Source organism: Clostridium cavendishii DSM 21758 (assembly GCF_900141845.1).
GTDB classification, from domain to species: Bacteria; Bacillota; Clostridia; order Clostridiales; family Clostridiaceae; genus Clostridium_AG; species Clostridium_AG cavendishii.
In genome coordinates, this window is the sequence record NZ_FQZB01000004.1 from 40,170 (window position 1) to 53,274 (window position 13,105).

General features: G+C 27.7%; 11 protein-coding genes. All 11 read right to left on the minus strand.

From position 1 onward, the window contains the following. Positions 1-44: 44 nt before the first annotated feature. A complete protein-coding gene (locus BUB01_RS02265) occupies positions 45-1,424 on the minus strand; it encodes a HAMP domain-containing sensor histidine kinase (RefSeq protein WP_084108191.1) in 1,380 nt (459 codons plus the stop codon). Next, complete coding sequence (locus BUB01_RS02270) at positions 1,408-2,103, minus strand: response regulator transcription factor (protein WP_072984885.1); 696 nt, start codon at positions 2,101-2,103, stop codon at positions 1,408-1,410. Before BUB01_RS02270 ends, BUB01_RS02265 begins: the two co-directional genes overlap by 17 nt. Positions 2,104-2,343: 240 nt before the next feature. After that, the gene (locus tag BUB01_RS02275; protein WP_072984887.1) at positions 2,344-4,722 is read right to left on the minus strand and encodes a hypothetical protein; all 2,379 of its coding nucleotides are present in this window, start codon (positions 4,720-4,722) and stop codon (positions 2,344-2,346) included. Further along, positions 4,691-5,377 carry an ABC transporter ATP-binding protein gene (locus tag BUB01_RS02280; protein ID WP_072984889.1) on the minus strand — a complete coding sequence of 229 codons (687 nt, stop codon included), beginning with the start codon at positions 5,375-5,377 and terminating at the stop codon, positions 4,691-4,693. Before BUB01_RS02280 ends, BUB01_RS02275 begins: the two co-directional genes overlap by 32 nt. Positions 5,378-5,527: 150 nt before the next feature. Then, complete coding sequence (locus tag BUB01_RS02285) at positions 5,528-5,818, minus strand: hypothetical protein (protein ID WP_072984891.1); 291 nt, start codon at positions 5,816-5,818, stop codon at positions 5,528-5,530. A 170-nt stretch (positions 5,819-5,988) separates the two neighbouring features. Next, positions 5,989-7,449 carry a MocR-like pyridoxine biosynthesis transcription factor PdxR gene (pdxR, locus tag BUB01_RS02290; RefSeq protein WP_072984893.1) on the minus strand — a complete coding sequence of 487 codons (1,461 nt, stop codon included), beginning with the start codon at positions 7,447-7,449 and terminating at the stop codon, positions 5,989-5,991. A gap of 174 nt (positions 7,450-7,623) precedes the next feature. Continuing rightward, positions 7,624-8,517 (minus strand): D-alanine--D-alanine ligase, encoded by an 894-nt coding sequence (locus BUB01_RS02295; protein WP_072985352.1) that lies wholly within the window; start codon positions 8,515-8,517, stop codon positions 7,624-7,626. 189 nt (positions 8,518-8,706) lie between these two features. Further along, on the minus strand, positions 8,707-10,008 hold the full coding sequence (locus tag BUB01_RS02300; protein WP_072984895.1) for a DUF4026 domain-containing protein: 1,302 nt from the start codon (positions 10,006-10,008) through the stop codon (positions 8,707-8,709). A 173-nt stretch (positions 10,009-10,181) separates the two neighbouring features. Beyond that, complete coding sequence (locus tag BUB01_RS02305) at positions 10,182-10,619, minus strand: ACT domain-containing protein (protein ID WP_072984897.1); 438 nt, start codon at positions 10,617-10,619, stop codon at positions 10,182-10,184. Positions 10,620-10,636: 17 nt separating this feature from the next. Beyond that, positions 10,637-11,518, minus strand: coding sequence for a homoserine kinase (gene thrB, locus BUB01_RS02310; RefSeq protein WP_072984899.1), 882 nt, complete (start codon positions 11,516-11,518; stop codon positions 10,637-10,639). A 4-nt stretch (positions 11,519-11,522) separates the two neighbouring features. Continuing rightward, entirely contained in the window at positions 11,523-13,001 is a 1,479-nt protein-coding gene (thrC, locus tag BUB01_RS02315) for a threonine synthase (protein ID WP_072984901.1), read from the minus strand. Positions 13,002-13,105: the final 104 nt, after the last annotated feature.

Sequence of the window (13,105 nt, forward strand, 5' to 3'; positions counted from 1 at the left end):
ACTAATTGTTACTTTATTCAATTAGTATTTAGTTTATTATTCCTCTACAATTCAAACTTTGGTATAAATAAACTTACACCCAAAGCTTCTTCCTTTAATTCAGTTTTTATATACCCTTTATGTAAATTCATTATTTCCTTAGTTATAGAAAGGCCTAATCCACTACCCTCTACACCTCTAGATTTATCTATTTTATATAATCTTTCAAAAATTTTAGTAGCTTCATCCTTACTCATTTTCTGCTTAGGAATATTAATAACTTCTATAATTACATAATTTAATTTATTTATATTTTTTGCTTTTAAATTTATTTGAACTACAGTTCCTCTTTTTGAATACTTATAAGCATTTGATATTAAGTTATTTATAGCCCTCTCTAAAAGCTCCCCATCACCATTTATATAATAAGCTTCTTCTGATAAAGACAACTTCAACTCTAACTCTTTTTCTGAAAATCTATCTTTTTCTTCAAAGAAAATTTGTCTTAGTATTTCTTGTGCATATATATTGGTAAAATTTAAACCTACATCATTAGACGATAATTTTGAATAGTCAAAAAAATCGTCTAATAACCCCTTTAGATATACACTCTTCCTATTTATTATACTTAAATAACTATTAAGCTCCTCTATTGAATTATATTTTTTCTCTTCTATAGTTTTCAAATAGCCTAAAATAGTAGTTAAAGGGGTTCTTAAATCATGAGAAATATTAGTTATAAATTCTTTCTTTTTAGAATCCTCTTCCTCTAACTGAACTGCCATAAAATTTATAGCTTCTGCTAATTCTCTAAGTTCATTTCTATATTTTAAAGGAACTCTTTCAGAAAAATTTCCTCCAGCTATTACTTTTATAGACTTGTTCATTTTAGAAATATAGGAAACTCTTCCCCAAATCAATATGCAAAATATAGCTATTGCTATAATTAATATTAATAATACAGCTGGTAAATCTCCGCCACCTCCAGCATACTGCATCAAATCATAAAACAAATATTTTTCATCATCTATTTTTATAATACCTTGTCCCCTAAATCTCTTTCTATCATAATTCTCACCAACTTCATATATATTTATTTCTTTCAAATTTGATATATCTATACTGCTAATGTTTCTATGGGTACCATATAAAACATTTCCCTTATAATCTAAAACGTATAAATCACCATTCCCACCATTCATATTAAGCATTTCGTTAAGTCTATGCTCATCAAGTGTTTGCTTTTCAAGATTCTTTTTCAGCTTTTTTACTACTTCTTTAGCATTTTCTTCTCTATCTCTTTGAATTTCTCCTTCTGATCTATTTGTTTTAATAGTTTCTGCCATGAAAATACCAATAAAAAATGAAAGCGCAATAGATATTATCACAAAAATTACAATTTCACCTTTTAATTTAAATATCTTTTTCTTAAATATCTTTTTCAACTTTATAGCCTACTCCCCATACAGTTTTTATATATTTCCCTTCTTTTGCATTATCACCTAGTTTTTCTCTCAAATTTCTTATATGAGTTAATATAGAATTATCATTTTCTATAAAAGTTTCTCCCCATAAATTTTCATATATAAGCTTTGTTGAATACACACGGCCCTTATTTGATGCTAGAAGGCATAGAATCTCAAATTCCTTTTTAGTAAGCTTTAAATCTTCACCTAACTTTAAAACTCTAAATTCATCCCTAATTATCTCTAAATCTTTAATTATAATCTTGTCCTCATTTTCAATCTTATTATTTGCTATACTATTTATTCTCTTTAAAACAGCTCTTATTCTAAATGTAAGCTCAGTCAGATCAAAAGGCTTTACTACATAGTCATCACAACCCTTCATAAAGCCTAATACTTTATCCATTTGTTCACCTTTAGCAGTTAATAATATTACAGGAATATTAGAAAAATCTCTAAGTTTTGAAAGCATAGTATATCCATCCATATTTGGCATCATTACATCTAATAAAATTATCTTAGGCATAAACCCCGTTACGCTTTTTAACCCTTCTATTCCATCATGTGCTATTTCTATCTCGTATCCTTCCTTTGTTAAGTAATTCTTAAGCATAAAAGCTATATCCTTATCATCATCTACTACTAATATTTTCTCCATTTACTAAACTCCTCTATCTATAACATAGCCACTTTCTTACCTATTGAAAGTGGCTATATTAGCTTAAACCATTAATTCTCTTTTATTTATCATATTTCCATTATAACACATATAATATTTATTTTATTAAGTTGAATTCTAAATCTTTAATTTAATTAGTATTCAAATTTTAGTTTTTTAATTTAAATCTATTCTATAAAAACATTAATATAAATTAATATTAATGAGTATTTATTATAGCTATTCCTCCCTTAATATAGTATAACTTTTATTATTATTAAGCTTATTTATAGGAAATAAAAAACTAATTATACCTAAAACAAATGAAATTATTATTATTAATCCAAACATTTGAATAGAAATGTTTGAAGTAACGCCCATAAAACCTTTAAGTATAGAATTTATAATTAAATTATATAAAGTAGTGGCCATTATAACACTTGCTAACATTACAATAAAAAATTTAATTATTTCATGTTTTATATTAAACCTTCTTCCGATTCCTAAAGCTCTAATTATAGTTTCATCTCTTTCTTCTCCCATATAACTCATAAAACCCATATTTATATTGAAAAGTAAGCTAGAAAATATAGCTATAAAGCATAACCCTTTAAATAATTTTAAAAACTCCTTAGCAACTTCTGCAAAGCTTTCTCCAACTATCCCTATATGCATTACACATGATTTTTTAATTTTATTTGTCCATTGATCATTATTTGCTTTTACTATATAACCTATATCATTAGTTTCTCTAACAAAATCTGTGATTATCTTATGCGAATCTATTTTACCACCATCATAAATTCCTTTAATCTTAATGTCTACATTTCCTTGTTCTGTTTCTATATTTAATATCTCTCCAAACTTTACTCCTGTCTCTCTTATAAATTCTTGACTTACTAGACAGCCCCCCTTTTCACCTTCATATATATCATTACCTTCTAGAATCTTAAACTTTGTTCCATATTCATTTTCTTTTATTTGAGCTATTGTAGCACTTCTAAATTTTACACCCTTATTAAGTACCTTTCCCTCATATTCATATAACTTTGAATATCCAGATATATTAGCATCATTTTTTAGTATACTATCTATATTCTCACCTTCTTGAGGTCCTATCATATAATTATAAGGTAAGGTTGAATCCACAGACTTATTAAATGCATCTCTAATAGTTTTATCCATATTAAACCCTATTAATATAAGAAATAAGGTTAAGGTTATACTTAAAATTACTAATACAAAAGACGAAAAATTCTTTTTTATAGTTTTTATACTATAAATCCAAAAAGTGTTTCTAAAAGGAACTAATTGTAGTAGCTTAAGAATAATTGAAATAGCCACAAAAAATATAAGTATAAATAGCAGAATTCCAATACTAGATAAAGCAGATGAAATTTGACCTATAAAGATAGCATATACTATAAGCATTACTGGAATTAACAGAATTGTAATTTTAGCTGTTCTCTTTATATATTTTTTAACAAGAGTTTGATCCTCCCTTATTATTGATAATGGCTGTATAGCATTTGATGTTAATAAAGCTACATTAAGTATTATTAAAAACATAAATACATTAAATAAACTTCCTTTAAGAATTATAGGTAATTTATCATTTAAGGTACATAAATCCTCAATATTATTTATCCTTAAAAATACCTTTGAAAAATAAATCGAAGAAATAGATGCTAATATTAAAGGTAACCCAACTATAATTCCTAACTCTACCTTCATAGACCTTTTCAAAATCTTAGAAGAAACATTTAGCATTTTAAGTATCGCAATATCCCTTTTTCTTTTTATTAATAACATAATAGTTGTACTTATTATACCTAAAGCTGAAAGTATATATGATAATGTTGTAACAATAGAAAGCACTGCAACTTCTCTACTTATCTCACCTTTAACCTCCTTTCGTCTCTCATCAAGTGTAGTATATTCATAACCATTCTCAACATTTCTAAGCTTTTCACTTAAAGCTTTATACTCTTTTCCATTTATAATAACCATTCCATTTTTAGTTACAAGATTTTTATCCTTCTCCAGGCTCTCTTTATTTCTACCTAATTTCCCATAGCCAAGAATTTCAGAATCCTTATCTACACCTGAAGCCAATGTTTCTATAGCCTTAACCGTATACTCCCTTTTTCCAGTTATACTGGCGTTTACATTAATCTTATCCCCTACCTTTATATTTAAATTCTTAGCTATTCTACTACATAATACAGCTTCATTTTCTTTAAGATTATAATCATTTTCAGAATTTTTATTGTAACTCTTTCCATCTACAATTATTGAACCAACTACCTTTTTGCCAGAATCCAAATAGAAAAAGCCTGTTTCAACATCCTTACTTTTCACTTCAAAGCCTTTATCTATTGCATCCTTAATCACTTCATTAAACTCATTAGATAAATATCTTGTTCTAATTTTTAAGTCCCCACCATTTAAAAGTCTTATATTGCTTTCCATATATCTTTTGTGACTTTCTGCTATTTGAGGAACCATTAATGATACTAGTACTGCTATGAATATAGATAGTGCTGTAAAACTTAAAAGTATTTTTTCTTTTTTAAATTTTCTAAAATTATATAACTTTAGAATCTCTCTTAATTTCATCTATAACACCATCCCTTAAATAAAGCCTTCTCTCACCTAATCTTCCTATATTTTCATCATGAGTTACTATAACTAATGCACACTGTGTTTCCTCTCTTATATTAAGTAAAATATTAATAACATTACTTCCATTTTCAGAATCTAATGCACCTGTTGGTTCATCACATAAAAGAATTGATGGCTTATTTACTAAGGCCCTAACAATAGCTACTCTCTGTGCTTCTCCCCCTGATAATGAACTTATGCTTGCCTTTTTCTTATCACTTAATCCTACCATTTTTAAAAGTTCTTCCGCTTTTCTAACCTTTTCTTTGTGGCCTTCCTTAGAGTTCATAACTATTACAAGATTTTCTACTGGTGTAAGTGAACTTATTAAATTTGGATTTTGAAATATTAATCCTATGTTATTTCTCCTTAACCCCTCTAAAGTTTTTTCATTTTGAAAATCTACTTTTTTATTTTGAAAAAATATTTCTCCTGAAGTCGGTTCGCTTAAAAGTGCTAAACTATATAAAAGTGTAGATTTCCCACCACCAGATGGTCCCATTATAGTTATTAGATCTCCTTTATTAACCTCTAAATCTATTCCTTTTAAAACTTTTTGTATCTGATTTCCTTGTTTGAATTCTTTCGATAAATTTCTTATTGAAAACATAAAATCCTCTCCCTCCAATATTAATTGTAAGAGAAAGAATTTTATTTTTTATACATTAAATATAAAGAAAAAATAAAGATTAAGTGAAAATCTAAACCTTTACCTAATTATTTGAACTTACCCTGATGGATTCCCATTATGAATGCTAACTCATTTTTTTATTTTTGCTACCTTATACCATAAAGGGCATAATAATATTACTGACATTACTACAGAAATCATATAAATAATTATCTCTAAGCTATTAAATGATACATCTGTTAATATTCTAATACCAAAACCTAATGATAAAACTATAATGCTTGCTGTAAATATAACAGTAAACCAACTTATTTCATTGATTTTTTTACAATTTTGGCACTTTACTGGTTGAGAAGTTAAAACAGATATTCTAAGTTCCCTATTCTCTAATGTTTTTCCACAATGAACACACTTTGCCATGTACCTCACCTCATCCTAATATATTAATTCTGTTACCACTTCCTAGATGCTCCAAAATCACTAAATATTCTACTATTAATATATTATTCAAATTTGTATTTATTGTGTAATTATGATAATAAAAAGACTACCTTCTATAATTTACTTATGTCAAAAAAGAGAGCTTTTCTTTAATCCAAGCTCTCTTTTTCCATTACCTCTTCTATACTTTGACCTATTAATTTTATTCCTTCTGTTATTTCTTCATCTGAAAGCCTTGAAAATCCTATTCTAAAAGTATTTCTTCCACTTCCATCTAAATAAAATATATCTCCTGGAGTAAATACAACTCCTTTTTCATAAGATTTATCTAAAACCTTTCTAGCATTTATGTCCTTTAATTTTATGAAAAGATGTAACCCTCCTTCGCCAAAAACCTCTTCATAAGGTATATACTCTTTAACTTTAGCTAAAGTAAATTCATATTTCTCCTTATAGTGCTTTCGTGCTTTTTTTATATATTTCGAAAAAACTCCACTATTTAAATATTCATAAAATATGGCTTGATCTAAAAATGAACAGTGAATTGTTCTCCCCCTCTTAACACTTTCAAGTGTTGATATCAAACTCTTATCCCCTAAAATAAATCCTAATCTTATACCTGGAAATAATATTTTTGAAAAACTTCCTATATAAATTATACTATTTCCATCTCCTTCTAACGCTACAAGAGGGAGTACATGAGAACTTGAATATAACAGTTCTTCATTAAATCCATCCTCTATTATTGGTACATTATATTTCTTAAAAATATCATAAACCTTATATCTTTTTTCCACATCCATAACAATACCTGTTGGATTATGATAAGAAGGAATTAAATATCCCATTTTAACCTTATTCTCTTTAAGCTTCAAGTCAAGATCTTCTAAATCTATTCCATTACTGTTCATCTTAACGCCTATAACCTTAAGTCCATAACTTTTCATTATTTTTATGGCTGTATTATGAGTCGGATTTTCACATATAATTGTATCCCCTGGCTTTGTATAAGTAGCTAACACTATATCTAAACCTTCTGTAAATCCATTTGTAATTAGAATATCTTTGTTATCTATTTTAGCGCCTTTTTCCTTCATATACTTTAAAAGCAATTCTATTAATGGCTTATATCCTTGTGCATAACCATAATTCAAAAGCTTATTTCCTTCTATACTCATTCTATTTAAAAAACCTTTTTTAACCTCTTCGGTATCAAAAAGAGTTTCATCTGGTGCTATACTTTTAAAAGATATCATACCTTTTTTCCAAACCAATTCTGTTTTGATAATATCTAATTCTTCTAAGGTTTTACCATAATTATTTCTTTTACTATTCCAATCAACATTAAACCCTCTATTACTAACACTCTTTCTCTTTGCAACAAAGGTACCTTTTCCTTTTAATGTATATATATATCCATTAGCTTCTAAATTTTCATAAGCACTTATTACTGAATTCCTACTAACTCCTAGAAGTTTTCCCAATTCTCTAGACGATGGTAATTTACTTTCACTAGTTATCCTTCCTTTTTCTATCATTTCCTTAATATTATTTTCTATTTGTATATATATAGGCTCCTCATTGTTGAAATTTAAATCTGAACAAATCAAAGTATCAGCCCCTTTCATCGTTTATCTATGCTAGCTTACCATAAATGGTTATAAAAATTTATTATTAAAGATTAAAAATAATTTAATACAAAACTTTTAATTCTTACCTAATTCTAATTTAAAAATTTATTGATATTATTTTACATAGGTTTGATCTAGTAATAATAAGTTTTATTAAGTAAGTGAATATTCAATTATTTTATCAAGTAAATCCACATAAGTTAAATTTATTGCTTTAGCAGCTTTTAAAATCAAAGAATTATTGGTCATACCTGGTAATGTATTCACTTCAAGTACATAAGGAATCCCCTCACTTACTATGATATCAACTCTTGCATATGCTTTGCAATCAAATATTTCATAACATCTTATAGATAGCTCTTTGATCTCCTTTTCCAGTTCCCTACTTATATTAGCAATCTCTTCTGTAGCTTCATTTTTCGTATATTTTGCCTTAAAATCAAAAAACTTTCCTTTCGATTTTATATCTATAATAGGTAAAGCTTCACCATTCAATATAGCTACAGTATATTCTTCACCTTTTAAATATCTTTCTATTATTATTTCCTTATCATATTTTAGAGCTTCCTTAACTGAAGCTTTAAGTTCTTCTTCATTATAAACAATAAATGTAGCTACACTTGAGCCTCCAATATTAGGTTTAACTACTAATGGATAGCTTAAATTATTTTTAAGTTTTACTTCTATTTCATCTATATTATTTACTGTTATAAACTCAGCTGTATTAACTCCTACTGACTTCATTATCCTTTTACTTTGTTTTTTATTCATACAAAGAGCACTTGTTAATACACCTGATCCATTATAAGGAATATTTAAACTCTCTAAAATTCCTTGTATTTCCCCATCCTCACCAAAACTTCCATGTAAAGCTATAAATGCAAAATTTACTCCTTCCACCTTTTCTATAACGTCTTTTTTAGAATCAAGCAATATTGGTATTACTTCATACTTCTTTCTATCTAAATTATTTACAACCTGTTCGCCAGACCTCAAAGAAATCTCTCTTTCAGAGGAAACTCCTCCCATTAAAACTCCAACCTTCATAAGCTTCATAAAATTCACTCCTAATTATCATTTTAGGCATATGAAAGAAAATAATAGGCCAAAAATACCAATTATATTTAAATTTATCTATTATTTTTTGTAATATGTCTTAATTTATTATATTGATAATTAGGCATAATATTAAGTTCCACCTAACTATAACTTTAATAGTTAAATGGAACCTTTTTTCTACTTATCTAATTCAAAATACTTATAAATTGAATCTGGTGAATAACTTTCTTTTGGAGAATATATCCTCCAATCAGAAATATTAGATATCATCATATTATAAATACAATTTTTCTTCATACTGTCTATTCCATATGGCTCATTTATAAGCTCACCTAAAAAATCTCTTTCCTTTATTTCATTAACCTTAAACCAAAGATGTTCTCTATCTTCCTTTTTCTTAGCAGAATCTATAAGGCAACCAACTTTAATTACAAATTCCCACTTATTTTCATTTTTATAATCATTAAATATTTGCTTGAAATGATGAAATCTTTCTTCTGCCACAGCAGACATTCTATCTGTTTCTTCACTATTTATGTATATAATAGGATTATCAGCTATTATTTCAGCATAATAATCTGCATCTTTTATTTTTTTATTATCATAAGCTAATAAAACAGCTGATGGTCCATTATGTGCACCATCCTTCCTATCATCTTTATCCCCTAAAAACTTTATTTTTGCACCAAACAATCCTTTTTTAGATAATCTTTTTATAGCCTTTTGCCACGGTAGCCATATATAAACTATATCTCTATTTTGAGACCGACCTGCATATATAGGTGCTTCCTGCCTTGGCATTCCTTCTATTAAAAGCTTATTAACTATAGCATTTAAATAATTATATTGACCTTCTACTGATTCTGTAATTTTTAACATTTCCACTTCTAAAAGACCACATCTATATAATCCATGTGTATGCATCCATATACCTTTTTTATTATCATCGCTAACTAGATGAACACTATACAAATATTCAGCTGATGGTGGAACTTTGGATTTTGCAACAAAGCTAAGCCAATTTCCAGACAAAAGTTTAAAAGCACTCATATCTATTAAAATAGCCACATTTTTTGTTATAGTATTTAATATCTTAAGTTGCGCTAAATATGATTCTAATGAATTCCTACCAAAGTAGACTCTACATTCTACATATCCATTGGCCACTTTAGCATGTTCTACCTCTTGATCGGATAATTCATAATAATCTTTCTTTTCTTCTATGTCTACTACATCAAATTTACTCTTATTTATAATAATTTTAACTCTTAAATTTTGATTTATGTATCTTATGTTTCCTTCTAATAAATTTTCCTTCACTTCCATATTAACTATATTGAAGTCCCCATTATGTTCTAAACTTTCCTTTATCCCTTCATATGTAAATTCGTCAATATCTTCATACGGTATTATCCCCATATTGGATGGCAATTTGCCTTGTCCATCTAATATTTTCTTATAAATATTAGAATCTCTCATATAATCTCTAACCCCCTTTTCTATTTTTTACCACTTAATTCTAATTATTATATCATGTTTTTTTTAATAATCCAATTACTTTGGAACTAAATGCACTTTATTAATGATAAAAATAAATTAAGCAATATAAATAAAATGTTTATCTATATTGCTTAATCCATTATATATACAAGTTATTCCATAGCCACAAATTCTACTTTCTCCACACCTTTTACAGTTTTTATCTTCTCTAACAGTTTCTGTGATTCAATTTCTAATGATGAAATATCCATAGTTATAGTTACATAAGCTGAATTATTTATAGGAATTCCTTGATCTATAGTTAGTATATTTCCACCAGTTTCTGAAATCAAATTAAGAACAGCTGAAAGAATACCTTTTTCATGTGTTATTATCATGTTAAATATAAGTTTTCTTCCTTTTGAACTCTCGGAAAATTCAAAAACAAAGTCTTTATACTTATAATAAACACTTCTACTTATTCCAACTTGCTTAGTTGCTTCTGTAATCTCTTTTACCTTACCATCCTTTAGTAGTTTTTTTGCAAGTATTACCTTCTCAAAAACATCTGGTAACACCCTTTTATCAATCACTAAAAAGTTCTTATCCATTATTTCACCTTCTAAACCTATAAATGTATCTCATTATTTTCAGCCTCTAGTTTAATTAAATCCCACTTTTCATCTAAGTTATCTATAAAAGTATTAACTTCACTCAAATTATTAATATCCTTTTCTAAATACAAACTCATAATAGTAGGACCCGCCCCGCTTAAAAACGCACAAAGTCCACCATTATTATACACCTTATTTATTATAGTAAAATAATTTGGTATGAGTCTACTCCTATAAGGTTCATGTAGTTTATCCATACAAGCTTTATTAAGAGCTTCATATCTACCCGTAGCAAAACAAGATACAGTAAATGCTGCTCTTGATAAGTTAAATATAGCATCCTTAAATTCCACTACTTTTGGCAAGACATTTCTTGAATCTGATGTTGCTAACATAAAATCTGGAATTAAAGCTACAAACTTTAATCTATCCTCTATATTGAATTTATTATAATAAGTTTTCTCATCATCCTTTATAGCTACTACCATCCCTCCTAATATAGCCGGTGCTACATTATCTGGATGGCCTTCTATCTCTACAGCCAAATCCAATATTTCATCCCTTGTTAAAGTATTTCCAGCTAGTCTATTTGCCCCAATAAGACCAGCCACTATACAACTAGAGCTACTCCCCAAGCCTCTAGTCATAGGAATGTTTTGTTCTATTAAAGTTATTTTTATGCCCTTCACTTTATAATTACATTTATCAAAACAACTAATCATAGCTTGATAAACCACATTTTCTTCGTTACAATATTCTTCTGCAAAACCTTCAAATTTAAGCCCCTCCGAAAGTTCTTCAAATCCAAAAATATTGTATAGCTTAAGGGCAACTCCCAAACAATCAAAGCCTGCCCCTATATTGGCTGAAGTTGCTGGAACCTTTACTTTAATCATATATTTAATCCCCCACTTTTAATAATAGAGTTACTATCTCCTCCATATTTTGCTTATTGCATAAATTGTTGTGCCTAATTTCTAAATTTTCTAAAGAAGCAAGACCTTTTGGCACTTTATTTTTTGTAATATCTCCAAGCACCTCCAAAAGTTTAAAATCGTTTGATTCCTTATACTCATTTTCAAATTTATTACCATCTACAGCTTTTAATATACTCCTTACAAATTTAAAAGGTGATGCTGTTGATGCTATCAAATATTTGCTATCATCTCCAGTAGCTTTTCTATACTTTTGATATACAGAATAAGCAACTGCTGTATGAGTATCTATTAAATAGTTTTTATCTTCATAAACTGATTTTATTGCTTTCTTAACTTCATCTTCAGTTGCAAATCCACCATAAAAATCTTTCATATTTTTCTTCATAGCTTCATTTATTTTATAAAAACCATTTTTATTTAGCTCATCCATTAATTCCTTTATAAGATTGCTATCCCTATTACTTAATTCAAATAATAATCTTTCTAAATTGGACGAAACTAATATATCCATTGATGGTGATTCTGTAAGTTTAAGTTCGCGCCTCTTGTCATAAATTCCTGTATTTATAAAATCAGTGAGTACATTATTTTCATTTGATGCACATACAAACTTATTTATAGGTAGCCCCATTCTTTTCCCATAATAAGCCGCTAATATGTTACCAAAATTCCCAGTAGGTACAACTATGTTTATTCTTTCTCCCATAGCTATACTCCCAGAACTAACTAATCTAAAATAACCATAGAAATAATATACTATCTGAGGAATTAATCTTCCTATATTAATTGAATTTGCCGAACTTATACTTACTCCCCTGTCATCTAAATATTGCTTAAAACCACCATCACTAAATATTGCTTTTACCCCATTTTGAGCATCATCAAAATTTCCATCAATTGCTACAACATAAGTATTCTCACCTTTTTGAGTACGCATTTGAGCTTCTTGTATTTCACTTACTCCATCCTTAGGATAAAATACTATTATTTTAAACCCTTTTATATCTTTAAAGCCTTCCAATGCTGCCTTACCTGTATCACCTGATGTAGCAGTTAAAATACATATATCGTTTTTAAAATTAGTCTTTTCTTTTGCTTTTTTCATTATCTGTGGCAAAAAAAGAAGTGCAGCATCCTTGAAAGCACTTGTTGGTCCATGATAAAGTTCTAAAAAATTATTATTAACTTGAACTTTAAAACGTCCTGTATAAGCACTATTTACACAATCTTTAATTTCATCATCACTAAATTCATTAAAAAATAATTTAATAATTTCATATGCTAAAGCTTCATAGGTAAGAAAACTTAATTCTTCTAATCTATGTGCTATGTTAGGAAATTTCTCCGGAACAAATAACCCTCCATCTTTAGCTAGCCCACTTATTATTGCCTCTTCTGAAAAAACTCTTTCTCTATATCCCCTTGTACTATAAAAAAGCATTTTACCACCCCAATTTTTGTATATTTTAATGCTTAATAAAAGCTTATCATGTTTTTGTATTAAATACAAGTGTTTTTTATTCGTAAACATCATGATAAAAAATA

Bases quoted from the DNA above. Each gene is read 5' to 3' on its own strand.
- BUB01_RS02270 (WP_072984885.1), bottom strand. From the start codon at position 2,103: ATGGAGAAAATATTAGTAGTAGATGATGATAAGGATATAGCTTTTATG.
- BUB01_RS02275 (WP_072984887.1), bottom strand. From the start codon at position 4,722: ATGAAATTAAGAGAGATTCTAAAGTTATATAATTTTAGAAAATTTAAA.
- BUB01_RS02280 (WP_072984889.1), bottom strand. From the start codon at position 5,377: ATGTTTTCAATAAGAAATTTATCGAAAGAATTCAAACAAGGAAATCAG.
- BUB01_RS02285 (WP_072984891.1), bottom strand. From the start codon at position 5,818: ATGGCAAAGTGTGTTCATTGTGGAAAAACATTAGAGAATAGGGAACTT.
- BUB01_RS02295 (WP_072985352.1), bottom strand. From the start codon at position 8,517: ATGAAGGTTGGAGTTTTAATGGGAGGAGTTTCCTCTGAAAGAGAGATT.
- BUB01_RS02300 (WP_072984895.1), bottom strand. From the start codon at position 10,008: ATGAGAGATTCTAATATTTATAAGAAAATATTAGATGGACAAGGCAAA.
- BUB01_RS02305 (WP_072984897.1), bottom strand. From the start codon at position 10,619: ATGGATAAGAACTTTTTAGTGATTGATAAAAGGGTGTTACCAGATGTT.
- thrB (WP_072984899.1), bottom strand. From the start codon at position 11,518: ATGATTAAAGTAAAGGTTCCAGCAACTTCAGCCAATATAGGGGCAGGC.
- thrC (WP_072984901.1), bottom strand. From the start codon at position 13,001: ATGCTTTTTTATAGTACAAGGGGATATAGAGAAAGAGTTTTTTCAGAA.